This window comes from Candidatus Limimorpha sp. (genome assembly GCF_056203535.1).
Window position 1 is genome coordinate 24,871 of sequence record NZ_JBADWU010000115.1, and the last position, 25,935, is coordinate 50,805.

23 protein-coding genes are annotated in these 25,935 nt (G+C 44.6%); 17 read left to right on the forward strand and 6 right to left on the reverse strand.

The annotated features are described in order from the left end of the window. Positions 1–116 precede the first annotated feature (116 nt). Positions 117–1,319, forward strand: a complete 1,203-nt coding sequence (locus AC06MN_RS14325; protein WP_475673056.1) for a class I SAM-dependent rRNA methyltransferase — start codon at positions 117–119, stop codon at positions 1,317–1,319. A gap of 75 nt (positions 1,320–1,394) precedes the next feature. Here the strand turns inward: AC06MN_RS14325 and AC06MN_RS14330 are convergent, their stop codons facing one another. Both AC06MN_RS14330 and AC06MN_RS14335 read right to left on the reverse strand, forming a co-directional pair. Then, the gene (locus tag AC06MN_RS14330) at positions 1,395–2,078 is read right to left on the reverse strand and encodes a hypothetical protein (protein ID WP_475673057.1); all 684 of its coding nucleotides are present in this window, start codon (positions 2,076–2,078) and stop codon (positions 1,395–1,397) included. Positions 2,079–2,098: 20 nt separating this feature from the next. Continuing rightward, on the reverse strand, positions 2,099–2,650 hold the full coding sequence (locus AC06MN_RS14335) for a hypothetical protein (RefSeq protein ID WP_475673058.1): 552 nt from the start codon (positions 2,648–2,650) through the stop codon (positions 2,099–2,101). A 53-nt stretch (positions 2,651–2,703) separates the two neighbouring features. On the opposite strand from AC06MN_RS14335, the gene AC06MN_RS14340 reads away from it, so the two are divergent. From AC06MN_RS14340 to AC06MN_RS14355, 4 genes are all read left to right on the forward strand, one after another. Then, positions 2,704–4,005 (forward strand): T9SS type A sorting domain-containing protein, encoded by a 1,302-nt coding sequence (locus AC06MN_RS14340; protein WP_475673059.1) that lies wholly within the window; start codon positions 2,704–2,706, stop codon positions 4,003–4,005. A 309-nt stretch (positions 4,006–4,314) separates the two neighbouring features. Beyond that, positions 4,315–5,658 carry a hypothetical protein gene (locus tag AC06MN_RS14345; protein ID WP_475673060.1) on the forward strand — a complete coding sequence of 448 codons (1,344 nt, stop codon included), beginning with the start codon at positions 4,315–4,317 and terminating at the stop codon, positions 5,656–5,658. 7 nt (positions 5,659–5,665) lie between these two features. Next, entirely contained in the window at positions 5,666–6,145 is a 480-nt protein-coding gene (locus AC06MN_RS14350; protein WP_475673061.1) for a T9SS type A sorting domain-containing protein, read from the forward strand. Between the two features lie 26 nt (positions 6,146–6,171). Further along, entirely contained in the window at positions 6,172–7,272 is a 1,101-nt protein-coding gene (locus AC06MN_RS14355; RefSeq protein WP_475673062.1) for a hypothetical protein, read from the forward strand. Between the two features lie 89 nt (positions 7,273–7,361). Here the strand turns inward: AC06MN_RS14355 and map are convergent, their stop codons facing one another. Next, positions 7,362–8,216 (reverse strand): type I methionyl aminopeptidase, encoded by an 855-nt coding sequence (gene map, locus AC06MN_RS14360; protein WP_475673063.1) that lies wholly within the window; start codon positions 8,214–8,216, stop codon positions 7,362–7,364. A gap of 387 nt (positions 8,217–8,603) precedes the next feature. Between map and AC06MN_RS14365 the strand changes: the two genes are divergently transcribed. Together AC06MN_RS14365 and AC06MN_RS14370 are read left to right on the forward strand one after the other, a co-directional pair. Continuing rightward, the gene (locus AC06MN_RS14365; RefSeq protein WP_475673064.1) at positions 8,604–8,843 is read left to right on the forward strand and encodes a DUF3791 domain-containing protein; all 240 of its coding nucleotides are present in this window, start codon (positions 8,604–8,606) and stop codon (positions 8,841–8,843) included. Next, on the forward strand, positions 8,813–9,091 hold the full coding sequence (locus AC06MN_RS14370) for a hypothetical protein (protein ID WP_475673065.1): 279 nt from the start codon (positions 8,813–8,815) through the stop codon (positions 9,089–9,091). The genes AC06MN_RS14365 and AC06MN_RS14370 overlap by 31 nt, the downstream gene beginning before the upstream one ends. 36 nt (positions 9,092–9,127) lie before the next feature. Here AC06MN_RS14370 and tsaB read toward each other — a convergent pair whose 3' ends face one another. Next, positions 9,128–9,823: a tRNA (adenosine(37)-N6)-threonylcarbamoyltransferase complex dimerization subunit type 1 TsaB gene (tsaB, locus tag AC06MN_RS14375; protein WP_475673066.1), complete on the reverse strand. Its 696-nt coding sequence runs from the start codon at positions 9,821–9,823 to the stop codon at positions 9,128–9,130. Positions 9,824–10,250: 427 nt separating this feature from the next. Here tsaB and AC06MN_RS14380 point away from each other — a divergent pair, with 427 nt between their 5' ends. From AC06MN_RS14380 to AC06MN_RS14415, 8 genes are all read left to right on the forward strand, one after another. Beyond that, positions 10,251–11,855, forward strand: coding sequence for an N-6 DNA methylase family protein (locus tag AC06MN_RS14380; protein WP_475673067.1), 1,605 nt, complete (start codon positions 10,251–10,253; stop codon positions 11,853–11,855). After that, positions 11,852–12,862, forward strand: coding sequence for a UDP-glucose 4-epimerase GalE (gene galE, locus AC06MN_RS14385; RefSeq protein WP_475673068.1), 1,011 nt, complete (start codon positions 11,852–11,854; stop codon positions 12,860–12,862). Before AC06MN_RS14380 ends, galE begins: the two co-directional genes overlap by 4 nt. 22 nt (positions 12,863–12,884) lie before the next feature. After that, positions 12,885–13,790 (forward strand): glucose-1-phosphate thymidylyltransferase RfbA, encoded by a 906-nt coding sequence (gene rfbA, locus AC06MN_RS14390; RefSeq protein ID WP_475673069.1) that lies wholly within the window; start codon positions 12,885–12,887, stop codon positions 13,788–13,790. Between the two features lie 177 nt (positions 13,791–13,967). Further along, a complete protein-coding gene (locus tag AC06MN_RS14395) occupies positions 13,968–15,110 on the forward strand; it encodes a dTDP-glucose 4,6-dehydratase (protein ID WP_475673070.1) in 1,143 nt (380 codons plus the stop codon). 277 nt (positions 15,111–15,387) lie between these two features. After that, complete coding sequence (locus AC06MN_RS14400; protein WP_475673071.1) at positions 15,388–17,595, forward strand: DUF4954 family protein; 2,208 nt, start codon at positions 15,388–15,390, stop codon at positions 17,593–17,595. A 106-nt stretch (positions 17,596–17,701) separates the two neighbouring features. Next, on the forward strand, positions 17,702–18,493 hold the full coding sequence (gene nagB, locus AC06MN_RS14405) for a glucosamine-6-phosphate deaminase (protein ID WP_475673072.1): 792 nt from the start codon (positions 17,702–17,704) through the stop codon (positions 18,491–18,493). A gap of 144 nt (positions 18,494–18,637) precedes the next feature. Continuing rightward, the gene (locus AC06MN_RS14410) at positions 18,638–19,054 is read left to right on the forward strand and encodes a GxxExxY protein (RefSeq protein ID WP_475673073.1); all 417 of its coding nucleotides are present in this window, start codon (positions 18,638–18,640) and stop codon (positions 19,052–19,054) included. 134 nt (positions 19,055–19,188) lie between these two features. Continuing rightward, entirely contained in the window at positions 19,189–20,157 is a 969-nt protein-coding gene (locus AC06MN_RS14415; RefSeq protein WP_475673074.1) for a Gfo/Idh/MocA family oxidoreductase, read from the forward strand. Positions 20,158–20,220: 63 nt separating this feature from the next. Here the strand turns inward: AC06MN_RS14415 and nrdG are convergent, their stop codons facing one another. Together nrdG and nrdD are read right to left on the reverse strand one after the other, a co-directional pair. Then, on the reverse strand, positions 20,221–20,712 hold the full coding sequence (gene nrdG, locus AC06MN_RS14420; protein ID WP_475673075.1) for an anaerobic ribonucleoside-triphosphate reductase activating protein: 492 nt from the start codon (positions 20,710–20,712) through the stop codon (positions 20,221–20,223). Positions 20,713–21,025: 313 nt separating this feature from the next. Beyond that, on the reverse strand, positions 21,026–23,134 hold the full coding sequence (gene nrdD, locus AC06MN_RS14425; RefSeq protein ID WP_475673076.1) for an anaerobic ribonucleoside-triphosphate reductase: 2,109 nt from the start codon (positions 23,132–23,134) through the stop codon (positions 21,026–21,028). Positions 23,135–23,441: 307 nt separating this feature from the next. On the opposite strand from nrdD, the gene rnr reads away from it, so the two are divergent. Next, the gene (gene rnr, locus AC06MN_RS14430; RefSeq protein WP_475673077.1) at positions 23,442–25,637 is read left to right on the forward strand and encodes a ribonuclease R; all 2,196 of its coding nucleotides are present in this window, start codon (positions 23,442–23,444) and stop codon (positions 25,635–25,637) included. A 104-nt stretch (positions 25,638–25,741) separates the two neighbouring features. Next, the coding region (locus AC06MN_RS14435; RefSeq protein ID WP_475673078.1) for a hypothetical protein at positions 25,742–25,935 on the forward strand (194 nt) is incomplete at its 3' end.

Consider the following 25,935-nt stretch of genomic DNA (forward strand, 5'->3'; position numbering starts at 1 on the left):
AAAAGTCCAAAATCTTTTCGCTTAAACCATCGTTTCGACAAGCTCAACGAGCGTATTCATCATTCTACTTTAAAACTTTCCATCCAACAGAAATTACTCATCACAATTTATCAATTATGAATCAACAAGCACTTTATCCAATCATACAACTGAAAAAAGGCAAGGACGAAGCCGTGCGCCGTTTCCATCCTTGGGTGTTTTCGGGCGCCATTGCATCGGCTGCTGAAAACCTGCAAGCTGGTGATACTGTTACAGTTACCGATTTCCAAGGCAATATTTTAGGCACGGGGTTCTGCGAGTCGGACAGCATTGCCGTCAAGATGCTTTGCTTCGAAAACCGTAAGATTGACGAATGGTTTTTCCTCGACCGTCTCAGCAAGGCTTTTGAAGCCCGAAATGCCATGAATCTTACTGACAATCAGCAGACAAACTGCTATCGTCTCGTTCATTCCGAAGGCGACGGCTTGGCCGGATTGATTATCGACATTTACAACAAGACCGCTGTCGTTCAGGCGCAGACCGAAGGCATGGCCTTGCATCTGAAAGAGATTGTGCGCGCCTTGAAACTCATCCCCAATCTGAAATTAGATGCTATCTACAACAAAAGCGCCGAAGCCATGCAGCGCATGGGAAAGGACGATGTGGTTGAAGATGGTTATCTTTTCGGCGAAAAAGCCGATGAAATGGTACTTGAAAATGGCAGCAAGTTCCACATCGACTGGGAAGAAGGCCAAAAGACAGGCTTTTTCCTCGACCAGCGCGACAACCGCGATTTGGTGCGCCAATTAGCCAAGGACAAAACCGTGTTGAACGCCTTCGGCTACACGGGTGGTTTTTCGGTGACGGCCTTGAAAGGCGAAGCCAAGAAAGTCGTGACCGTCGATGCTTCCAAAAAAGCGATTCTAGCTGCCGATAATAATTTGGAATTGAATGGTTTTTCAAAAGAAGAAAACCCTTGCGTGGTGGCCGACATGAAGGATTTCTTGCAGGAAATGAAACAAGATGAATTCGACCTTATCATCCTCGACCCGCCCGCCTTTGCCAAACGCCATCAGGACAAGCACAAAGGACTTTCGGGCTACCGTTACATCAATGCGGAAGCCATCCGCAAGATTGCCAAAGGCGGCATATTGTTCACCTTCAGCTGTTCGCAAGCCATCGACAAGGCGGCTTTCCAAAGTGTTGTTACCGCAGCCGCCATTGACGCAAAACGCAATGTGAGAATACTTTACCAATTATCGCAACCCGCCGACCATCCGATTAACATTTTCCATCCAGAAGGTGCTTATTTGAAAGGATTAGTGTTGCTGGTCGAATAATTGGTTTCGTCCATTAACTAAAAAAAGCGGAACGCAAAATAATTTACGTTCCGCTTTCATTGTATTATGCTTCAACTATTCTCTTTCACCAAGAAACGCCCCCGGCTTGTTTGGACGCTTGACGTTTTGCTTGGAAGGTGCAACTTTTGCATTGGAAAGCCGTCTCAAATAGGCTCTTTCAACATAGTCGACATCATATTCGTTGGTATAGATGAATGTGCTGTCGGTGATTTCCTGAATGCCCATTTTGAAGGTATGGGCGTAATCCATGTTCAGATACAATGTGGAATCTTCACCATCGACAAGATAGGTGAAAGTGTTGACCAAAGTCGTATCCGGACAGATAATCATGGTCTCGTATTGCTGTGTTTGCGGATTCCAGTCAGTGTAAATCGTATCTTGGCTTCTGTCGCGCATCTCGCCTGTCTTGTTTTGCCTGAAAATCAGGTCAATGCCGCTTTGTGGATCACCGGGAATCATCTCGAAGGTCTCCATTGAGGCTTCAATCGGATTCCCTGCATAATCGATATTGTAATATTCTATTTTCTTTACGCCCCAGCTGCCCCAAAACAGGCTGTCTTTCAATGTTATCGTAGGATTGACGGGAGCAGGACCAAGTGTATCGGGATTGACAGGTGCAGGACTAAGCGTATCAGGATTGACTGGATCAATTGGTTTTGGATCAGCAGAATCCTTGTTGCAGGAAGCGAAAAGCATTCCTAATGCAAGGCAAAATGTAATTAAACCTAATTTTTTCATTTTCTTTGTGTATTTATTTGTTAATCAATTCTTTTCAGATAAAACCGCTCAAAGGCAGGCGTATCTTCCGCAACTTTATCTGTCCAAGAGGCGACAAAAGTCGTGTCGCTGATTTCTTCAATGTCGAATACCGCCTTGTTTTCAGAAAGCGAAATATATGGCTGGCTTAGAATATACAGTAATGCAGGCACTTCCACGACAACTTGTTGCTGGGCTTCGTTGTAAGAATATTTGCAGCTAAAGTCTGTTATCATCGCAGGGCTTTCGTTAAGAAGCAACCGCCCAGTGCCATCGCTGTTGAAAAAGACTTCGATGCCAACGCCTTCCCCAACTTCATAATGTGTCGTATCCCATGTTATTGCGCCAGTAGTTTCATCGGTAATGCATTTGACGAAATCTTTACAGCCCCAATGCCCTACAATAGGCGCATCGATTTTGCTTTTGTTGCAGGCTACGCAAACCAATAGAACAGCAGCAAAAGCCAAACATTTTACTATCAAGTTTTTATTATTCATCGTAGAAAAACTTTGCAAAGATAAATTTTTCTCAAATATCGCGCCAAAAAACTTCAAATAAGACTCGATTTTACGACTTTTGACTAACTTTGCAACCTAATATCATCGACATGTTGAGAAAAACCATAGTTTTATTATTCGCTGTTTTTGCTCCGTATTTTGCTTTCGCACAAGACACCATCACCGTCATGCAGTACAATCTGCTGGAATACGGCAATTACAATAGCGGCTGGGCAAGTTGTTTCGAGACTAACAACAACACGCAGCAAAAGGATGAAGACATCCGCACGATATTGAAATATGTGAAACCTGATATTTTCACCGTCAACGAGTTTGGCGCTTCCGATGCCATTTGCAACGATTTTTTGCGGCACAACCTGAATGTTGGCGGTGTAAATTATTGGAAATCTGACAATAGAATTAATTATGCTGGCAGCACTATCATAAATCACATTTTTTATAATTCAAATAAATTTGGACTGAAGAAACGAGTTGCATTACGAACAAATCCTCGTGATACAGATGTTTATGAATTATTTTGCAAGACGGCAAGTTTAGCGGCCGGCGACACCGTAAAACTGATCTGCGTGGTGGCACACCTGAAGGCAGGCATGAATGAAGAAAGCTCAAGAAGGGCGCAATTGCAGACTGCAATGGATTACATTTATCAGTATTATCCGAATGATAACGTGCTGATTATGGGCGATTTCAATATGTATTCGTCTTCCGAATCAGGCTATCAGCTTTTGACGCGCACCTACAGCCATTCGGAAATCTGTTTTGTCGATCCTGTCGGAAGTGCGGGTGTCGGTCCGTGGAACGAAAACGCCAATTATGCACAATACCACACGCAGGCCACGGCCAGCTGGATTGACAACGACTGCCGCTCGACGGGCGGCATGGACGACCGTTTCGACTTCATTCTCATGGCCGATGAAATCGCTTTCGGCTACCACAACATCCGCTATGTGCGCGATTCTTACAAAGCTGTCGGCAACGACGGCCGTCATTTCAATCAGTCTATCAATCAAGGTAGTAACAATTCGGCACCACAAGACGTGATCGAAGCCGTTTTCGATTGCTCCGACCATTTGCCCATCACAATGAAGCTGGCAGTCACTGCAAAACTGGCTGTCGAAGAAAATGTTTTGATACCTGAGTATAACGCTTCCATCGCGCCCAATCCGGCTTCCGATGTCGTCAACATTTGTTTCTTCAACCGATTCGATAGCACGGTGAATTTCGATGTTTATAATCTTCAAGGTCAATTGGTTGAACGGCAATCGGCTGGATTTTCACGAGGCAATCAGTTGCATCAGATGGACATCAGCCATCTGGCGAAAGGTTTCTATGTCATGCAGATTTCCAACGAAAGCCGCCAGCTTGAAACATTGAAACTAATAGTGAAGTGATATTTCCAATTACAAAAAACTTCATTTTTTCCTTGACTTGAATGTGTTTTCCTTCATAAATTTGCCCTCGGCAAAACAAAGCGAGAACCATGAAGACACATTGCTTCATATCATCCTCACATTTCAGCTCCTGTTTGGGCGGAAGTTTTGTTTTGCCTAAGATTTGGCTCTGCAAGAAGAAGAGACCCAAATGACGGCTTCGCCGTTCAGCCACAGTTTCCGATGGCGAAGTTTTAATGCGGATTGCGCATTGTAAGTAATGATGCAAACTATTGAAAATCAAAACATTTAATTTAACAATTTTTCATTATGAATACTGTATTCAAATCATTGTTGATTTCCATGCTTTTTATCATGGGAATCGTTGGAAGTGTAAATTCCCAAGTTTATTACGACACGCTTTGCGAAGCCGATTCAAGCGTTTGTTCATCGGCCATAGGCTCGAATAGCAAAGCCAGCGGCCAAAGTTCGTTTGCAGGAGGCCTTAATTCTTATGCTTCAGGAAATCAGTCTTTTGCATTTGGAGAAAACGATACGGTTACGGGTGAGAGTGCCTTTGCTCTTGGGAAGCTAAGCAAGGCGACCCGTCAGTTTTCGTTTGCCTGTGGTTACCATGCCAGAGCTTTTGGGGAAGGCTCCGTTGCCATGGGCTTGGAAGCATACGCTCAGAATTTCAGCAGTGTTTCGATTGGGTTTAACAATCAAGCACTTGGATTGGCATCGGTTTCAATCGGTTCCCACACCGTTACTGAACAGGATTATGCCATAACTTTGGGATGCGGCATCATCAATAATCAGTCTTATCCGTTATACAATTACACCGATGGCATCATGTTGGGAATGAACAGTGTCAACCCGACTTTGTTCATCACCCGTTCTGATAATGACGGAGTCAACAAGTTGTATAACACGGGTAAAGTCGGCATTGGTGCAGCAGTTCCACAAGCAAAATTCCATATCATTTCCGACCCAAATGAAATCGCAGGAATGATAATCCAATCTACTAATCAGGCTCATGATTCTGCTTACATTCAAATGCAAGACGAAAACCATTTCCTTTCGGTTGGAACAGACAACAGAATGTGGTTTAGTGCAGGAAACGGCAAGATGATATTCAAAGCCGATTCGTATTGCTTTGGCTCCGAAAATGCCTTTATTAAAAATAATGGAAACGAGGAATTTTCAATTATCGCTCCCGAAAACATGACGATGGCAGCTTCAAAAATCAGCATTTCTGGAAATGATGCCGTTGACATGGATGCGCAAGAAATCACACTCAACGGCAAGGTCGGCATCAATGCTGCAAACGATGTTGCAGGTTTTTCGCTGGCTGTCGGCGGAGGCATCATTACCGATGAAGTGCTCATTAAGGATGTAGGCGCATGGCACGATTATGTCTTTGGCAAAAACTACGGCCTCATGCCTTTGAACGAACTGAAAGCCTACATCAGCGAAAACCAGCACTTGCCCGATGTGCCATCTGAAAAGGAAGTAATGGAAAACGGCATCGAACTGAGCGAAATGCAAGGCATTCTCCTGAAAAAAATCGAAGAACTGACACTTTATACACTGAAACAGCAGGAAATGCTTGAGCAATTGCAAGAGCAGAACGCCATGCTGCAAAACCGCATCGAAGGACTTGAAAACAAATAACGACACCATGAAAAGACAAACGATAATCATAGCATTGATTTTGCTGTCGGCATCGACGGCATTTGCCCAGCAGCATTTCGGACAGCAATTCAATTTGGCCGAGGCCTTGCCTGCCAACGAAAGCCACGAATATGTAGCCACTGACTACATCAGCCTGTTGCCTGGCTTCTCCTTTTCAGCTGCCTCGCAGCAATCGGCTCATTTCCGCATTTCGGGAACGGGCGTCAGCGAAAGCCAAGACCATCTTGCGGCGGCTTTTCCGAATCCTGCAAACAGCACTCTGAACATTCCAATAAACGACATCACCTCTGATGTTTCACACATTCAGATTTACAACTTGTTGGGTGAGAAATGTCTCGATTGCAGCATCAGCAAAAACGGGAATCTCATCATAATCGACACGCAAAACCTTGAAGCAGGGACATATCTCTACCAAGTAGTTTCCGCCGATAGGATTTTGACAAAAGGTAAATTTGTAAAAGAATGACAAACAATAATTTAAATTTTAAAAAAATGAAAAAAAGTATATATATTGTAGTAGCACTGATTTCAGTGATTTTATGTGTAAAAAATGCAAATGCACAAATTGAAGATCCTGTGGTTGGCTCATATTTGAATGTCGGCAGCAGCAATGTGATAGGCGATGGTGTTGATTATGGTAATGCCATTGGCTTGCAAAACGAAATCCATTCAAATTGTTCCTTGGCAGCAGGAAGTTTCAACACCATCTATCGACTTAGTCCATGCTCTGCAATTTTTGGCAACCATAACATTATATCAGCAATGGATGGCTTTATCGTAGGCAGTTCAAACATTACGGCATGCGATTTAGCTATGGCTTTTGGCTCAAATTTAACTGTGGCAGGTCTCAATTCCATTTCGTTTGGAAGTGGTTATTACAATGGTGTAGAGTCCATTCAATTTGAGAATACCATAAATTGCTCTTTTACGGTCGGCTTCAACAGTACAAAACCGACCTTTCTAGTTTATGGCCCAAGAAATGTTGGAGATGTTATTGATATGACGGGTAAAATCGCCATAGGTGATGTCTCTGGAGATGAACTAAGAGATACTGATGCTAAAATGATTATCCGTTCTGACGAAGGCGAAGAGGCAGGCATCATCCTTGAACCGAAGCAACCCGAGACAAATAGCACTTTCATCAGGTTGCACGACGAAAACCACGGCATCAGCGTAGGCACAAACGGCGAGATGTGCATCAACAGCGGCGCTGAAAACAACCAGCTACCATTAACCTTAAACGGCAAGGTCGGCATCAATGCTGCAAACGATATTGAAGGCTTTTCGCTGACTGTCGGCGGAGGCATCATTACCGATGAAGTGCTCATTAAGGATGTCAGCGCATGGCATGATTATGTCTTTGGCAAAAATTACGGCCTCATGCCTTTGAACGAACTGAAAGCCTACATCAGCGAAAACCAGCACTTGCCCGATGTGCCATCTGAAAAGGAAGTGATGGAAAACGGCATCGAACTGAACGAAATGCAAGGCATTCTCCTGAAAAAAATCGAGGAACTGACACTTTACACACTGAAACAGCAGGAAATCATCGAAAGCTTGCAAAGTCGCATTGAAGAATTAGAAAGAAAGTAAAGCTGTTTAAAAAACAATTTCGAGATAAGTAATTGAAAATGTCAATTGCTTATCTCGAAATATTTTGTTTGGAAACTTCCACAGAAAAATCAACGCGTCAGGATTTCCAATCCTGTTTCGGTCATCACGAAAGTATGTTCCCATTGGGCTGAGGGCAGTTCGTCTTCGGTGATAACGGTCCAACCGTCGGCACTGTCGATGAAGACTTTCCATGTGCCCATATTGATCATTGGTTCGATGGTGAAAACCATACCTGGAACCAGCAACATGCCTGTGCCTTTCTTGCCGTAGTGCAGCACTTCGGGGTCTTCGTGGAATTTCAGTCCCACGCCATGGCCGCATAGGTCGCGCACCACGCTAAAGCCGTTCTTATGTGCATGTTTTTCAATGGCATAGCCGATGTCGCCGACAAAGCCGAAAGGCTTGGCGGCTTCCATGCCGATTTCGAGACATTCCTTGGCGACCTGCACCAGCTTTTCCTTTTGTGGTGTGGTTTTACCAATGATGAACATGCGCGATGCGTCGGCATAATAACCGTCCAAAATAGTCGTGCAGTCCACGTTGATAATGTCGCCTTCCTTCAGGATTTCCTTTGCCGACGGAATACCGTGGCAAACCACTTCGTTGATGGAAGTGCAGACACTTTTCGGGAAACCTTCGTAACCCAAAGTGGCAGGAATGGCATTGTGTTCAATCGTGTAATTGTGAACGATGTCGTTGATTTCCAAAGTACTCATGCCGGCATGGATCTTCTCCCCGACCAAATCGAGGATAGCTGTATTGATGACACCGCTGCGGCGGATGCCTTCAATCTCTTCGGGAGTGCGGATGAGTGTGCGTTTCGGCACCAAGGCACCACGATTTTCAAAAGCCATCACTTTTCTATCCAATGCTGTAGGTTCCTCTCCGGCTGGAACGCGCCATCTTTTTCTCCTTGTGAACATATTGCAATTGTTTGAGACCGCAAAAATACGGAAATTATGTGAAAACGTTTGTCTCTCAACGCAAATTACCGATAATTATTCATTAATTTGATATTCAAATAATTAACAAATGATTTGCGGTTGTTTTTCTTCATAATGAATGAATTAAATCATTTTTTAATTGAATTGCGTCTGCGGAAAAAAGACGGTCATTTGTGTGGTAGAAGGAAAGTTCCCTACCAACGAAACTATAACAGAAACAATGCTTTTGAATTTTCTCAAAGAAACGCTTGCTAATTCATAAGAATATCTTGAAGATTCTCTCCCATCATCGTCCGATAAGTGTGCCCAAAGATTTTTCCTTTTGCATTGTTTTTTACTATTTTTGCAAAGTCAAACGAAAAAATGATGGAACAGCTTATCGAAATACCAAGAATGCAGATTGTGATGGCTTTTGTGGCTACTTGCATCGAAGCTACCGCAAGGCTGCTAAACACTTCATATAAAGAAATTTACTATCGGATGAATTGTGTGGGATTAATTGAAAATTATATTGTTCCGCAATACGAAACACTTCATAGCGAAAGCAGGGAAAACATCGCACAGGGCATTGCTGAATGTCTGAAAAACTGGGAGGAAAAATTATGAGCAATCGCATTGTTTATGAGGATTCTGCTAAATCTCAGATAATTCAGGAAATTATCATTAGCAATCGCATAGGCGTCATTTCGATGGAATTGGCCAAACGGTTGGGTATTGAGCCGGTAAAAGCATTAAAATTGTTTTACGAGAGCAAAACCTGTGCAGATTTGCACGACAAGTCCACAGGCTTGTATCTCTATGACGACCTCTATGTTGCCGATGAGTTTATGCGTGAAATGGAATATTGCCAATAGTTCCATTTTAAGATTTGGACAGCACAAATCGCATCATTACAACCCCTTCACATGCGGTTTTCCAGCCACGAAGTCTTTCAGATAGAATGGTTCAAAATACGCCACATCGACAAATTGGTTTTCCTGTAAAGCCTTATCAACCAATGGAGCCATATAGGCTGCCGAAGGCGTGAAACCATTGATAATCTGAACTTTTTCGTTACCGCCAAACACTTTTTCAAGTTTCGGAGCACCGTCGCCGAAAAGCCAGATGCGGTGGTTGCTGAGCAAATCTTCAAAACTATGCTCGTCGATGACCAAGGCTGCCGTGTCTTGAATCTTATTCAGGTTGGCATCGAAAATGGAGGCGTAGACTTCCATACGGCGGGCATCGATCATGGGAATCAGCAAGTCATTAGGTTGCAAACGGTCGGCCAGTTGCTGGTGCATCCCGTAAGCCATGGCCTGCAAGGTGTCGACAGCCATCAGTTTGCGGTCGGCGGCATAGCAAACGCCTTTGGCGGTGCTCACGCCGATGCGCAAGCCCGTGTAGGAACCCGGTCCCATGCTCACGGCCACGGCATCAAGCTGGTCGTAACCAACGCCGACTTCATCGAGAACTTCCTTGATGAATATCGTAATCTTTTCAGAATGTGCATTTTGACCCATACATTCGCGCTGAGCCAAAGTCTTGTTGCCATCGTTGAGTGCCACCGAACAAACAGGCGTGGCGGTTTCCAAACAGAGTATCATGATGATGAAATTTGCCGCAAAGGTACGGTTTTAGGGGCAATCAAAATGATTTTTCTTGTCAAGAATTAGAGAATTAGAGAATTTTTCTAGACGCAGTCCTACTTGAAGTTGGTACTTCATACGTGAATCAGGGAAATCTCAAATTCAACAAAGTGCGCTAGCGCACAGAACTTCTGTAGCACATTCTCCAGCACTTCCGGCAGGCTTCTCTAATTGACTACGTCGAATCTTCGATTTCTCAAATTCTTGATAAAAGAGAAAAGATACACGGCTTTTAAAAAATTAAACATACTTTTTGACCGATTAATTCTCATAATTTCCTATTTTTGTGGCGTATATACAAAATCCACTCGGATTAAGGCTTTCTAACAGTTTTTTAGAGGTTCCTTGCAACTTTGCAATGGGACTTAGAAGGCGAAGCATTATTATGTCGAAAACCAACGATTTACTTATTTCAGACGCCACACGGCGCAATTGGGACAAACTGAAAGGTTCTAAAAACGAGCGACTTACACGACGTGCAAACAAAAGCCGCTCGCAGAAAACCATCACGCCCGAAGGCTATGTCACGGCGCGTAGTTTGCCGCGTTTTGTCGAGCAGTTGAAGGAAAACGATTACCCGATGAAGGACTTGATTTTCAGCCTATGTGTTGCAAAAATCGAGCAGAACAAGGTTTGCCCCGAAAACAAAAACCGTTTTTTAGAGGAATATTCTGATTGTCAAAGAATTGAATTCAACATTCCGCGACAGATTTTGAAAAACCGTCAGGACGATTGGATTGGCTTTGTCTATCAGTCGCTTACGGCTGAAGGTCAGCGCATTCTCACGGGTTTGTATTACACCAATCCGATGATTGTCAGCAAGATGCTTTCCAATCTCTATCTCGACCACAAGTCCATTTTCCTTGACCCTTGCTGCGGTAGCGGCATCTTCCTGATGATGCTCGAAAACGCCAAGCCCGAACAGCTTTTCGGCTTCGACAACGACCCGATTGCCATCATGATTGCCAAGGCGAACTTAATGTCGAAATTTGAGAATTCAACACTTTATCCACAAGTATATCTGCTTGATTTCCTGAAACATGCACAGACGGCATTGGGCGATCAGAAATTTGATTTCATCGTCACGAATCCACCTTGGGGCATCGACCGTCATCACGATAACGAAGAGCGTGCATCGACATTTTTCAGCCATTCGCTGCCTTTGCTCAAGGAAACGGGTATCATGAAATTCCTTTTGCCGACTTCGTTGCTGAAAATCAAACGCCACGCCGACTTCCGTCAGTTTGTGATGGAAAACGCTTGTGTGGAAGATTTGCAGTTGTTCGACGACCGTTTCAAAGGCGTCTTCACCGATTTTGTGAGTCTTTCCGTCAGTCCGAAAGCCTCTGGAAAACAGCACAAAATGGATTGCGCATTGCCAATTTTGACAAAACACGAAAAAGCGATTTTGGCAAAAATGGACAACTTGCGCAACGATGATTTGTCGCACAGCCAGTTTGCCTTGGGCATCATTACGGGCAACAACGAACAGAAACTTAAAGAAAAGAAAGGCAAAGATTTAGAACCGATTCATACGGGCAAAAACATTCGGAAATACAAACTTTTGCCTACCGAAAAATATATTAAGTTCGACCGTGCAGGTTTTCAGCAATGCGCCAAGGAAGAATTTTACCGCGCACCCGAAAAGCTTGTCTACAAATTCATTTCGAGTCATCTTTGCTTCACTTACGACAACGGACAATGTTTGTTTCTGAATAGCGCCAACATTCTCATTCCGGAAGTTAAAGGCATGAGTATCAAGACGGTATTAGCTTTCCTTAATTCAGAGCTTTTCAATTTCTATTACACGAAACGCTACGATGATGTCAAGATTCTGAAAAGCAACCTGATGAGCTTGCCTTTCCCGAAAATCACGGCTGAGCAAGACCAAGCATTAAGTGCGATGGTTGACAAGGTGTTGGCTGGCGATGAACAATACATCTCGGCTATCGACGAATTTATTTACAATTTGTATCAAATCAAGTTATGAAAATATTAGTTACCGGAGGCGCCGGATTCATTGGCACGCATACGTTAATAGAGTTGCATCATGCTGGACATGAGACGGTTGTCGTTGACAATCTTTGCAATTCAAACAGAAAATCATTGGCACGCGTAGCGCAAATCATAGGCAAGGAAATTCCGTTTTATGAGGTCGACATCCGCGACAGGAAAGGTCTCAATAAGGTGATGGAAGCCCATCAATTCGATGCTTGCATTCATTTTGCCGGATTGAAAGCTGTCGGCGAATCGGTTGAAAAACCTTTGGAATATTACGAAAACAATATTTCCGGCACTTTGACACTTCTTGATGTGATGCGCAAGCACAATTGCAAGAATATCATATTTTCCTCATCTGCAACGGTTTACGGCGACCCAGCCATCATCCCGATTACGGAAGAATGTCCCAAAGGCCATTGCACGAATCCTTACGGACAGACGAAAAGCATGTTGGAGGAAATCATGATGGACATGCAGAAAGCCGACAAGGAATGGAACGTGGTTTTGCTGCGCTATTTCAATCCTATCGGAGCGCATCCGAGCGGTTTGATTGGTGAAAATCCAAATGGCATTCCGAACAACCTGATGCCTTACGTCACGCAGGTAGCCGTCGGAAAACGCGCTGAATTGGGCGTTTTCGGCAACGATTACGATACGGCAGATGGCACGGGTGTGCGCGATTACATTCATGTCGTTGATTTGGCAAAAGGCCATGTGGCGGCTTTGCAAGCCATTGAAAAGAATTGTGGCTTAGGTATTTACAATCTCGGCACAGGCCATGGTTATTCGGTCCTCGATTTAGTGAAGGCTTTCATTCGCGTCAATGGTGTCGACATTCCTTACAGCATCAAGCCGCGACGCGCGGGCGACATTGCAACTTGCTATTCCAATCCAGCCAAAGCCGAAAAGGAATTGGGCTGGAAAGCTCAGTTCGGCCTTGACGAAATGTGCCGCGACGCCTGGAACTGGCAGAAAAACAATCCGGAAGGGTATTAAATAGAAATCAAAATATAAAAATATGAAAGGCATCGTACTCGCCGGCGGATCTGGCACACGTCTTTACCCTATCACAAAGGGTGTAAGCAAACAAATGCTTCCAATCTACGACAAACCGATGGTTTACTATCCGATTTCAGCCTTGATGTTGGCTGGAATCCGTGATATTCTCATCATATCGACGCCTATGGATTTACCAGGTTTCAAGCGTTTGCTTGGCGACGGCTCCGACTATGGCGTTCACTTCGAGTATGCCGAACAGCCTTCACCTGACGGTCTGGCTCAGGCATTCATCATCGGTGAAAAATTCATCGGCGACGATTGCGCCTGCTTGGTCTTGGGCGATAACATCTTCTACGGCAATGGTTTCACTTCACTTCTGAAAGAAGCCGTCCGCACTGCCGAAGAAGACAAGAAAGCTACCGTTTTCGGCTATTGGGTTGCCGACCCGGAACGTTACGGCGTGGCTGAATTCGACAAGGATGGCAACTGCATTTCGATTGAAGAAAAGCCAAAGCAACCGAAAAGCAATTATGCCGTGGTGGGATTATATTTCTATCCAAATAAAGTCGTCGACGTGGCAAAGACCATCAAGCCTTCGGCACGTGGCGAATTGGAAATCACTACGGTCAACCAGCGCTTTTTGGAAGATGGCGAACTGAAGGTCCAGACTTTGGGCCGCGGTTTCGCTTGGCTTGACACGGGAACGCACGATTCGCTGAGCGAGGCTTCCACTTTCGTCGAAGTCATAGAAAAGCGTACGGGCCTGAAAGTCGGCTGTTTGGAAGGCATTGCCTATCGCAAAGGCTGGATTACGGAAGAAAGAATGCGTCAAATTGCGCAGCCGATGATTAAGAACGAATACGGTCAGTATTTGATTCGCGTCATCGACGAAATGAAAGCTACGGGAAAAGAAAACTTGGATTAAAACTGAACACGGATAGCACGGATAGACACGGAAGAATTGCAAAGCAAAAAAAACCGTGGAAATCCGATAAATCAGTGTTCGGTAAAAATCAAATCGAATACGGATAGCACGGATTTTCAAGGAAGAAAAAATCAGTTAAATCCGATAAATCCGTGTTCAATAATAACAGTGTTCCAAATGAATTACAAACGAACAATCATCATCACAGGCGGTGCCGGTTTCATCGGCTCACATGTCGTCCGCCTTTTTGTCAACAAATATCCTGAATATAGGATCATCAACCTCGATAAGCTGACTTACGCTGGCAATCTCGCCAACCTCAAGGACATTGAGGACAAGCCGAATTACCGCTTCGTCAAGATGGACATCTGCGATTTCGAAGGTGTCTATCAGCTGATGCAGGAAGAACATGTGGATGGCATCATTCATCTCGCTGCCGAAAGCCACGTCGACCGTAGCATCAAGGACCCGTTTACCTTTGCGCAGACCAATGTGATGGGCACCTTGAGCATGTTGCAGGCCGCCAAATTGTATTGGGAATCGCTACCCGAAAAATGGGAAGGCAAGCGTTTCTACCACATCTCGACCGATGAAGTGTATGGCGCTTTGGAAATGACTCATCCGCAAGGTATTGAGCCGCCTTTCACGACAAAGGCTTCGTCGGGCGAACATCATTTAGCCTACGGCGAAAAGTTCTTCACCGAAGAACTGAAATACCAGCCTCACAGCCCATACAGTGCCGCCAAGGCAAGTTCCGACCATTTCGTCCGCGCTTTCCACGACACTTACGGAATGCCTACCGTGGTGACGAACTGTTCCAACAATTATGGTCCATATCAGTTCCCAGAGAAACTCATTCCATTGTTTATCAACAATATCCGTCACCGCAAACCATTGCCCGTGTATGGAAAAGGTGAAAATGTGCGTGACTGGCTCTTCGTCGAAGACCACGCCCGCGCCATCGACTTGATTTTCCATGAAGGAAAAGTGGCAGAGACTTACAACATCGGCGGTTTCAACGAATGGAAAAACATAGATATCATTCACGTCTTGATAAAGACCGTCGACCGTCTTTTGGGTCGTTCGGAAGGTGCTGATGAAGACCTGATTACCTACGTCACTGACCGTGCCGGACACGATATGCGCTATGCCATCGATTCCACGAAATTGCAGAAGGAATTGGGTTGGGAACCATCCTTACAGTTTGAGGAAGGCATCGAAAAGACCGTCCGCTGGTATCTCGACAATCAGGAATGGATGGATAATGTCACCTCTGGCGACTACCAGAAGTATTACGAGGATATGTATAAAAATCGTTGAAATAATTGGCTACTGGCGGTTGGCTTCTATCTGTTGGCGTAGTGGTTCATCATTCAGCAATAATTCCTCTATTGAGGATTAATTGAGCCAATAGCCAGAGGCCAGTTGCCAAAAGCAAATAAATTATTGACTTTAATTTTTCCAAAACATGACTGATTCTTGTTGTTGTCGAGGCATCAGATATGGCTGTGTGGTCAGTCCCTTCCCATAGTAATTGGAAAGGATGAACTTTATTTGCCAATCTTTGTTTTTCGTTTAACCACAAATTAATAATCAAATGGATAAAGTAACTTTAATAGAATACGATAGAATTTATAAGAACTTCATCGAGGGGAAATATCTTCATGATAATCATGATGAATACTATTTCCGCAAGCAGCAAGTTGGCAAACCTGACAGCCATTGGCGTCATTTGCGTTCCGATGAGGTTGAACAATTGGTGAAAAACAGCAATTCCGCCACCAATTGGGATGATATTTTGGTCACGGAAGAATTCGATCCGGTCATGATCCGTAATAATCGGTTTTTCGGCATGGTGCGCATCGGACGTGTGAAATGCGAAGTCTTGCAGTATCACGATTTGCGCGTTCCTGTTGGCATTACCGACAGCAGCATCATTTCATGTGATATTGGCGATAATGTCGCCATTCACGATGTGCATTACATGGCCAATTACATTGTCGGTGATAATTGCATTCTTTTCAACATTCAGGAAATCAGCACCACAGACCACTCGAAATTCGGTAACGGTATCATCAAGGAAGGTGAATCCGAAGATGTCCGTGTGAAAATCGAAGTGATGAATGAGTCGGGCGGCCGTAGCATTTTGCCGTTCGATGGCATGATTACGGCCGACGCTTACCTTTGGGCAAAATATGTTGATGACACGAAACTTCAGCAACGCCTGAAAGAAATCACTCAAAACAGTTTCGATGCTCAACGTGGCTATTACGGCACAATTGGCGAGTCGAGTGTCATCAAGAATTCCTGGACTTTGAAGGATGTGAAAGTTGGGTCTTACTGTTATATTAAAGGAGCCAGCAAACTGAAGAACGTCACCATTAATTCATCTGAAGAAGAACCGACTCAAATTGGCGAAGGTGTCATTTTAGTAAACGGTATTACAGGTTATGGTTGCCGCATTTTCTATTCTGCTGTGGCGACGAGATTTGTATTGGGCGACAATTGCACCCTGAAATACGGAGCGCGTCTGATTCACTCCGTTATGGGTGACAACTCTACGATTTCATGCTGCGAAGTGTTGAACAATTTGATTTTCCCATCGCACGAACAGCACCACAACAATTCTTTCCTGATTTCGGCCTGCATTATGGGTCAAAGCAACATGGCTGCCGGTGCAACCATTGGCTCCAACCACAACAGCCGCGCCGCCGATGGCGAGATTGTTGCATCGCGTGGCTTTTGGCCAGGGCTTTGCTCAAGCGTAAAACATTCTTCAAGGTTTGCTTCTTTCACAATGATGTCGAAAGCCGACTATCCTAACGAAATGAACATCATGTTGCCGTTCAGCCTTGTTAGCAATAATGTGCAACATGACGAGTTGGAAGTAAAGCCTGCCTATTGGTGGATGTACAATATGTACGCCATTGCCCGCAACACTTCGAAATACCAAAGTCGCGACAAGCGCAAAAGACGTATTCAAAACATTGAATTTGAGACATTTGCTCCCGATACGATAGAAGAAACCATTGCCGGACGCAAATTGCTTGAAGTCTGGACAGCAAAGGCTCATCTCATCAAATCGAAAGTCGAATTTTCAGAATATTCAAATAAGAAATTGCGCCAAATCGGTCAAAATCTGCTGATTAATCAGCCAGAATATGTCGATTCGCTTGAAGTTTTCGGCGAAGGCATGGAGAAAGGCAGACGCAAAGTTAGAATCTCGAAAGTGCGCAAAGGTTACAATGCCTACGGTGAAATGATCTTGCACTATGCCGTAAAGAATATCATTCGTTATCTTGATGAAAGCGAGGATAATAGCATTGAAAAACTCAATAGTATGTTTGAGGGAAAGCGTTTGCGCGAATGGATAAATCTTGGCGGTCAGATGATGCCAGCCGAATATGTCGAGCAATTGCGCAAGGACATTAATGAAGGTGTCCTCAACACTTGGGATGAAATCCATCACCGTTACGATGAGCTGTGGGAAAACTATCAGCAGGAAAAATTGCGCCATTCCTATCTTTCGCTCTTGTATCTGTTGCAGGCAAACGAAATCAGCCATGAGGCTTGGAACGCAACGCTTGATAAGGCGGTTGAAATCCAGCAGTACATTTGTAATCAGGTGTATGAGTCGAGAAAGAAAGACTACGAAAATCCTTACCGCAATGCCACTTTCCGCAACGAAGAGGAAAAGATTGCCGTCATTGGATCTATTGAAAACAATAGTTTTGTGAAGCAAATCAAGGAAGAAACCGAGAAATTCATTGCTCACGTTAAGGAAATCAAGTCAAATAATAAATAGAAGGTTATCAGTTTTCGGTTTAAATCGAAAAAACTGATGACTGAGAACCTCTAAAAATTCTGAATCGTTAAATCTTTAAATATTAAATCTTTAAATCACTAAAATCATGAGAGTTATCATTGAAAACAGCTATGATGAAATGTCGCGTTGGGCTGCCAACCACATTGTTGAAACTATTAATAAATTCAATCCAACGGCTGAAAAGCCTTTCATTTTGGGCTTGCCTACGGGTTCAACGCCAATCGGCACTTACCGCGAACTGATCCGTCTGCACAAGGAAGGCAAGATTTCGTTCCAGAATGTCGTCACTTTCAACATGGACGAATATGTGCGTATTCCTGAAAATCATCCGGAAAGTTATCACAGCTTCATGTGGAACAATTTCTTCAGTCATATCGACATCAAGAAGGAAAATGTCAACATTCTGAACGGCAATGCCGAGGATTTGGAAGCCGAATGTGCCCGTTACGAAGCTAAAATCAAGTCGTATGGCGGCATCGACCTTTTCATGGGCGGCATTGGTCCTGATGGTCACATCGCCTTCAACGAACCTGGCAGCTCGTTGACATCACGCACCCGCGTCAAAACCTTGACGACAGATACTATCATTGCCAATTCACGTTTCTTCGAGAATGACATCAATAAGGTGCCAAAGACTGCTTTGACAGTTGGTGTCGGCACAGTCATGGACAGCCGCGAAGTGATGATTCTGGCCAACGGTCACAACAAGGCACGCGCTTTGGCTCACGCCATTGAGGGCGCTGTCAGTCAGATGTGGACGGTGAGCGTGCTGCAAATGCATCCAAAAGGCATTATCGTTTGCGATGACGCTGCTTGCGACGAAATGACTTACGGCACCGTGAAATACTTTAAAGACATAGAAAAGAATAACCTGTAATTTTTTTAGGGAAACAAATCTCACACAAATCTAATACAAATGCCTGCCGGACAAGGCGCAAAGCGACTTCAAGGACCTTATCGGCTATAAATCTTTTGCCTTCGGCATTGCACCTAAAGGTGCTTCTATTTCATGAATTTCATTATGAAAACAGAAGACGATTATAAACAACAGATGTACAATATCATTGGAGCGGCTATGAGTCTTTACAATGAGATAGGGCCTGGCTTTTCTGAACCAATTTATCAGGAATGTCTCTCCGTAATATGTTCTGAAAGATCAATACCTTGGGAAAGAGAGAAAGAACTTCACATGTATTTTCATGGTCAGAAACTTGAAAAGAACTATAAGGCGGATTTTGTTTGTTATGGGGATATTATTGTTGAATTGAAAGCGGTCTCAGAACTCACAAAAGAGCATCGGGCGCAACTATTCAACTATATGAAAATTACAGAATGTAGTCATGGAATTCTCATCAATTTTGGTGAACCAAAGAACCTTCATTCTGAAAAATACAAGTATAGCAAATGCTCAAAAGATTTTGACCTCTTAAGAGGTTAGAAACCAAGCATCAAAGATGTGCAATCCGATAACCCCGATTAGGGGAATCGGACAGAGGAAAAGAGAATAGAAAGATTTATTATTGATTTGTTTTAGATTTGTTTCTTAAAAGACGAAATTATTAACTTCAGAATATGAAAAAATTTGCCATCATTGGCGTAGCCGGCTACATTGCCCCACGCCACCTCAAAGCCATTAGGGATACCGGAAACGATCTTGTTGCTGCTTACGACAAGAGCGACAGTGTCGGTATCATGGATAGTTATTTTCCAAAAGCATCCTTTTTCACCGAACAGGAACTTTTCGACCGTCATTGCACAAAACTCAAGGATGATGGCAAACAGATTGATTATGTGAGTGTCTGTACGCCAAACTATCTGCATGATGCCCACACACGTTACGGTTTGCGACTTGGTGCTGACGTCATCTGCGAAAAGCCTGTCGTTTTGAATCCATGGAATATCGATGCTTTGGAAAAGGTCGAAAAACGCCAAGGCCACAAGGCCTATACCATCCTTCAGCTCCGTTTGCATCCTGCTATCATTGCCTTGAAGAAAAAGGTTGAGGAAGGTCCGAAGGATAAAATCTACGATGTGGATTTAACTTACATCACTTCAAGAGGTTACTGGTATTACACATCATGGAAAGGCAATGTCAACAAGAGCGGTGGCATTGCAACGAATATCGGTGTCCATTTCTACGATATGCTGTCGTGGATTTTCGGCGATGTGCAGAAAAACATCGTTCATGTCGCTTCACACGACCGTGTTGCCGGTTATCTGGAATTGAAGCGTGCCCGTGTTCGTTACTTCCTGAGTATCAATGCCGATACTTTGCCGGAAAATGCCGTTGAAGGTGAAAAAAACACCTATCGCACCATCAACATTGACGGCGAGGAATTTGAGTTCAGCCAGGGATTCACCGAACTCCATACTAAGAGTTACGAAGAAATCCTTGCAGGCCGTGGCTTTAGTATTTCCGAAGCACGACGTTGCATCGAAATCGTCTACGAAATCCGTAACGCCCAGCCTGTCGGTTTGATTGGCGACTATCACCCGATGGCAAAACTGCCGTTGAGCGACCATCCTTTCGGCTGGAAGTAAGACTTTAGCATTTGTCTAAACAATCCCGTGTGTTGCAGCAAGCTGCCTACGCACGGGATTTTTTTATTGTTGTTTTGTCGTTTCCTGTTTTTTGCTCCTGAACCTTTCCGTAATGTCCTTGACGCGTCCGTCGGCCAGACGTTTCATCATGCGCTGGTTGGTGGTAGGTGAGTCCAAAGGGCCGTATTTGGCATCGTAGCGGCCTAATTTGATGTAATCGAAAACCTCGTCGTGGAAAGCGACGGGCAGTTCGTTCTTTCCTGAATACCAGCCTGCCTTGAGGCACGGATGCTGGCTTTTCAGATACATGGCAAGGTTCGCCACATCGTAAGGCGATGCGTCGCCGCCCATGAAGCAGACACAAGTGATGCCGGATGCGTATCTCTTGATAAGCTGGTCAAGTTCATCGCGGTCTAAAACGGTTCCCTTGTCTTCCCAAAGATAGGGACTATGGCAGCCCACGCAATGGTTCGGACAGTTGGTAATATTTATGGCAAGCGTTACCTCGTCGGGCACTTCTTGAAAAACGATATCGAAATTTGCGTATTTCAGCATAAAAAAATGGACTTGTGGACTTTTAGACTATTTGACTTTTTAGATTTGTGGATTGTTTGATTTAAAGATTTAAGATTTAATAATTAAAGATTTGGCAATTGGACTTGTGGACTGTTTGACTATTAGACTTTTGAAGAAATGTAAACTGATAACTGATAACCAAAAATCAACAATTCGTTTTGACAAGTTCAACGAGCTGATTATTCCAAATTTCCAAATCCTTGCTCTTTCCTCCTCACTCCTAATTCCTAACTCCTAACTTTTTCACTTTCCACTTCTACACTTTCCACTTCTACACTTTCCACTTACAAACTTAATTAAGGCATTCGCTATTCCTTTTGTCATAATACCTGCGGCTGGCTTCCTGTTGGCGTGCTTCGGAGAAGTTGCTGATGCGTTTCAGATAGCCGATGATGCGGGTCAGGTAATCGACATTGTGGCTGTGGCAATGCGGACATTCCTTCAGATAGCGTTTGTCGATGTGTCCGCAGTCGTTGCAGATGGTGTTCGGAATGTTGAAAGTGAAGTAGTTGCAGCCTTCGCGTGCGGCCACTCTCAGCAGTTGGCGGTATTGCGCCTGGCTCAAATGCTCTTCCAGATTCATGTGCAGGGCCGAACCTCCTGTAAGATGCTTGATGTATTTTTCGCCATGCAGACGGAATTTGTCAAGGACGTTGGTGTTCGGGTCTTCCACGATGTAGAAATAGCTGTTGTAGCAGTCGCGGTGGACTTCATAGCCGTCTTCCTTGTCCCATTTGGCGTGCTTCACACCCACATTTTCGGCAGGAATCATTTCGCAGTTGAACATCAGTTCCTTGGAGCGGTATTTCCTGTTGTAGGTTTCAATCAGGCCTAAGATATCCTGTACGAATTTCTCATAATCTGGATTATCCGTAATCTGAATCTTCATGAATTCGGCTGCTTCCACCAAGCCGTTCACGCCGATGGTGAGGTACTGGCGCGCAATGTTGATGTAGCCGGCATCGAACAGCGGCAACATGCCTTTGTTCAGCAGGTTTTTCAGATTTTCGTTGTAGCAAATCTGCACCTTGTGGCAGAGGTCAACGATTTCCTCCAAGAAAGTGAGATAGTGCATGTTGTTGCGCACGGCATACTGGATGCAGCGGTTCAGGTTGATGGTCAGCACGCTCTTTGAACCGGTGGAAACGCCACCAGCACCCAAAGTGTAGCTGAAACCATTGTCCTGGATTTCGTTGCGCAGACGGCAGCACGACGACAGCGAATCGGCGTTGTCGCTCAGATAAGTGAAGAAGGAATGACCTTCGGCATACATCTCAGCTGTGAAATCGCCCCATTCCGTATCGATGACATCACCGTCTTTCGAGAGCAAAGCCATGGTTTCGACAGGGAAGGTCAACACGGCACGCTGGCGCTCGGCATTGAACCATTTCATGAAGCGTTTTTGCAGCCAACTCAGTGATTCCCAATCGGGTTTTGTGCCGTCAGGGAAATAGAAGTTGCCGAATAGCGATTCAAAATAATTTTTGTCGTAGTAGGCGATATTCCAGAACACCGACTGGTAATTGCGGGCACCGGCAGGCTGGTTGAGCGAGTAGATAATCTGCTGGAAGCAATCGGTGATGACTTTGTCGATGGTGCGCTTTTTCAAGGAATAATCGACCACCTCATCGGCACGCTTGTAATAATCAGTGCCGTATTCCAAGCCGATGAAATAGTTCATATACATCAGGAATTCAGGCGTGGCGCAGGCTCCCGAAAGCTGAGAGGAGACCATGAACACCATGTTGATGAATCCGCCGCAGAACGAGCGCAAGTTGGTCGGAGCGGTGGAATTACCGCCAATGGACTTGGTGCCATCTAACAGCCAAGGATACATGGTGATGGAAGCACAGTAATTGGCTAACGAAGTTTCATCATTTTTATAGATAAAGTGATTGTTGAGCAGATACATATATCTGTCAGCCAATTCCTTACCATACACTTCCTTGATGCGGTCGGTGAGCATGCGGCGGTTGATGCGGATGAAACTCGACTTGGGCAATTCGCCAATCAGCGTGGCAATGTTTTTCTTTTCCACATTGGCGTTGGCATCGTATTTCGAACCCGTTGCAGCGTTGGAAGCATCGCAGTAATTACTCAAAAACTCGATTTTCTCGTGAATTTCACGGTCTTCAGTATGCTTTTGGCGGTAAAGAATGTAATTCTTCGCCACGGTATAATATTGTTCGGCCATCAGCGCGGTTTCCACTTGGTTCTGGATGTCCTCAACGGTCATGCCGTTGGTCACCCTGACGCGGCTCAGAATGGAGTTCAAATCCTCGTCGGTGGCATAGAATCCCGATGCCAGAAAAGCCTTGCTAATGGCTATTTTTATCTTCTCAACGGAAAAGGCTTCTTCCTTTCCGTCTCTTTTGGTAATGTATAGTCCGCCGTTGCTCATAAAATGTGCTCGTTTTACAATATTCCCTGATTTTCAGAAAGTTGAGTGAATTTTTCTTTTGGAAAAACTCATTTTGCAAAAGTAAATCTTTTCATTTTTCCGCACCAAAAAACGGCGGAATTTTTTTATCAACAAAATTATCAACATGCTAATCCTTTGATTTCGTTTGATTTGATTATTTTTGCAGCGCAAATGGAAACAAAAGGTCGTTGCGTTGTGTTTTTGTTCATGAAAGGCAGTGCGGGTTGTATCTGATTGGAAAATTGCTTGACATGAAAGATTAAAAAACATTAAAAATTAGAACATTATGGCAAAAAAGAAAAGAATAGAAAACAAGTTAAGCACATTTACAAGTGCTATTTTGGGCATTTTTGTTGAAGAACCATTCCGTCCGAAAAACTACAAACAGGTATGTAAAATCATGGGAATCAAGGATCAAGCCGGAAAAGATGTGGTTTACAACATTCTCATTGATCTGAACGAGAAAGGCTTGCTTGAGGAAGCACGTCCTTACAGTTACATTTTGAGTGCTGCCGGATTGGCACAGTTTGGTCCGAAGACGCAATATGTGGAAGGAACCGTTGACATGAAATCGACGGGCAAGGCGTATGTGGTTTTGGATGACGAGGACGGCGAAGACATTTTCATCGCTTCCAACAACACGGGCAAGGCCTTGCATGGCGACCGCGTGCGTGTGGCGATGTTCCCGAAACGCAATAAGAAAAAGCCTGAAGGTGAGATCGTTGAGGTGCTTGAAAGAAAGCATACTGATTTTGTCGGCTTGTTGCGCATCACGCATGGCTATGTGTTTGTGGTGCCCGATATGGAATCGATTCCGGTCGATATTTTCGTTCCGAAAGGCGAACTGAATGGCGCCAAGAACGGACAGAAAGTCATCGTTCATTTGGTGGATTGGCCTGACGGTTCAGGCAACCCGTTTGGTGAAATCGTCCGCGTGTTGGGCACGCCTGGCGAAAACGATGTGGAGATGGAATCCATCCTTGCGGCGCACGAATATCCGATAGATTTTCCTGAAGAGGTTGAAAAGGAAGCGGCAAGTATTCCGGTGAAAATCAAGGCGGAAGAAATCAGGAAACGCCGCGATTTCCGCGATGTGTTCACCGTCACCATCGACCCAGCCGATGCTAAGGACTTCGACGATGCCATCTCGCTGCGCAAATTGGAAAACGGACATTGGGAGGCGGGCGTTCACATTGCCGATGTTTCGCATTACGTCACGCCAGGTTCGGCCATCGACAAGGAGGCTTTGAGCCGCGGCACTTCGGTTTATCTGGTCGACCGGACTATTCCGATGTTGCCCGAAAAGCTGTGCAACAATGTCTGTTCCTTGCGTCCCGATGAGGAAAAACTCACTTTCTCGGTCGTTTTCGAAATGGACGATGATGCTAACATTTACAACAGTTGGATTGGAAAGACCACCATAAAATCCTGCCGCCGTTACACTTACGAAGAGGTTCAGGCTATGATTGAAGGCGGCGATGGCGATTACAAGGAAGAGATTCTCACTTTCAACAAACTGGCTACCAAGCTCCGCGAAAAACGCATGGCGGCAGGTAGCATCAATTTCCATTCGGAAGAGGTGAAGTTCATTCTCGACGAAAACAAGAAACCGATTGACACTTATATCCGCGAACAAAACGAGTCGCACGAACTGATTGAAGACTTCATGCTGCTGGCCAACCGCACGGTGGCCGAAACCTTCGGCGGCAAGCAAAGCAAGTGGAAAAACCATACCTTTGTCTTCCGTGTCCACGACGAGCCGAATCCTGAGAAACTGAACAAGTTCATCCTCTTGATTTCGCGTTTGGGCTATTCGATGGACATCAGCACGCGCTCGAAACTGGTCAGTTCCTACAACAAACTGTTTAAGGATGTCGAAGGCAAGGGCGAAAAGAATCTGGTGGAACAGGTGGCTGTCCGCACTATGGCAAAGGCCGTCTATACTACCGACAACATCGGTCACTATGGCTTGGCATTCGATTACTACACGCATTTCACTTCGCCTATCCGTCGTTATCCCGACCTGATGGTTCACCGCTTGATTGAGCGTTATCTGATTGACGGTCAGCCGTCTGCCGACAAGAAGAAATACGAGGAAATGTGTTTGCACTCAAGCGACATGGAAAAACAGGCCGAGGAAATGGAACGCCAGTCGGTGAAATTCAAGCAGGCCGAATACTTGCAGGACAAAATCGGCCAAGTGTTCGAGGGCTTGGTTTCGGGCGTGAGTAAGTGGGGCGTTTATGTCGAACTGAAAGGCAACAAGTGCGAGGGCATGGTGCGTTACGAGGATTTGCCCGGCGACTATTATTTCCTCGATGAAGACAATTTCCGCGTCATCGGTGAGGACACCGGAAAGGTCATTCAGTTGGGCGACGAAGTGAAGGTCAGAATCAAGGCCGTCGATTTGTTCAAGCGCCAGATGGACTTTGTGATTCTGGATGAAAATAACGGCAAGAAAAAAGACAGGAGAAGACGGTGAGCCTTTTGTAAACAATAACTTTAGTACGATAAAATAATAAGTTGAGACAATTCTAACACCTATCAATATCGTTTTTTATAAACACGAATTTCCACAAATTAAACATGAATTTCCATAAATTAATCTGGGGGCAGTCGGGAAATGTTGAAAACTTTTTTAACAAATTGATTAATAATTCATTAGAATTTTGTATCTTTGATATTGGGAAACAGAATTCCCCCAACCACCGCGAAAAAGTGAAAATTGGGGGAATCGCAAAAAAGCTTGCGATGTCAAAAGTACGAAATTTTGCTGAAAT

Bases quoted from the DNA above. Each gene is read 5' to 3' on its own strand.
- AC06MN_RS14325 (WP_475673056.1), top strand. From the start codon at position 117: ATGAATCAACAAGCACTTTATCCAATCATACAACTGAAAAAAGGCAAG.
- AC06MN_RS14330 (WP_475673057.1), bottom strand. From the start codon at position 2,078: ATGAAAAAATTAGGTTTAATTACATTTTGCCTTGCATTAGGAATGCTT.
- AC06MN_RS14340 (WP_475673059.1), top strand. From the start codon at position 2,704: ATGTTGAGAAAAACCATAGTTTTATTATTCGCTGTTTTTGCTCCGTAT.
- AC06MN_RS14345 (WP_475673060.1), top strand. From the start codon at position 4,315: ATGAATACTGTATTCAAATCATTGTTGATTTCCATGCTTTTTATCATG.
- AC06MN_RS14350 (WP_475673061.1), top strand. From the start codon at position 5,666: ATGAAAAGACAAACGATAATCATAGCATTGATTTTGCTGTCGGCATCG.
- AC06MN_RS14355 (WP_475673062.1), top strand. From the start codon at position 6,172: ATGAAAAAAAGTATATATATTGTAGTAGCACTGATTTCAGTGATTTTA.
- map (WP_475673063.1), bottom strand. From the start codon at position 8,216: ATGTTCACAAGGAGAAAAAGATGGCGCGTTCCAGCCGGAGAGGAACCT.
- AC06MN_RS14365 (WP_475673064.1), top strand. From the start codon at position 8,604: ATGGAACAGCTTATCGAAATACCAAGAATGCAGATTGTGATGGCTTTT.
- AC06MN_RS14370 (WP_475673065.1), top strand. From the start codon at position 8,813: ATGTCTGAAAAACTGGGAGGAAAAATTATGAGCAATCGCATTGTTTAT.
- tsaB (WP_475673066.1), bottom strand. From the start codon at position 9,823: ATGATACTCTGTTTGGAAACCGCCACGCCTGTTTGTTCGGTGGCACTC.
- AC06MN_RS14380 (WP_475673067.1), top strand. From the start codon at position 10,251: ATGTCGAAAACCAACGATTTACTTATTTCAGACGCCACACGGCGCAAT.
- galE (WP_475673068.1), top strand. From the start codon at position 11,852: ATGAAAATATTAGTTACCGGAGGCGCCGGATTCATTGGCACGCATACG.
- rfbA (WP_475673069.1), top strand. From the start codon at position 12,885: ATGAAAGGCATCGTACTCGCCGGCGGATCTGGCACACGTCTTTACCCT.
- AC06MN_RS14395 (WP_475673070.1), top strand. From the start codon at position 13,968: ATGAATTACAAACGAACAATCATCATCACAGGCGGTGCCGGTTTCATC.
- AC06MN_RS14400 (WP_475673071.1), top strand. From the start codon at position 15,388: ATGGATAAAGTAACTTTAATAGAATACGATAGAATTTATAAGAACTTC.
- nagB (WP_475673072.1), top strand. From the start codon at position 17,702: ATGAGAGTTATCATTGAAAACAGCTATGATGAAATGTCGCGTTGGGCT.
- AC06MN_RS14410 (WP_475673073.1), top strand. From the start codon at position 18,638: ATGAAAACAGAAGACGATTATAAACAACAGATGTACAATATCATTGGA.
- AC06MN_RS14415 (WP_475673074.1), top strand. From the start codon at position 19,189: ATGAAAAAATTTGCCATCATTGGCGTAGCCGGCTACATTGCCCCACGC.
- nrdG (WP_475673075.1), bottom strand. From the start codon at position 20,712: ATGCTGAAATACGCAAATTTCGATATCGTTTTTCAAGAAGTGCCCGAC.
- nrdD (WP_475673076.1), bottom strand. From the start codon at position 23,134: ATGAGCAACGGCGGACTATACATTACCAAAAGAGACGGAAAGGAAGAA.
- rnr (WP_475673077.1), top strand. From the start codon at position 23,442: ATGGCAAAAAAGAAAAGAATAGAAAACAAGTTAAGCACATTTACAAGT.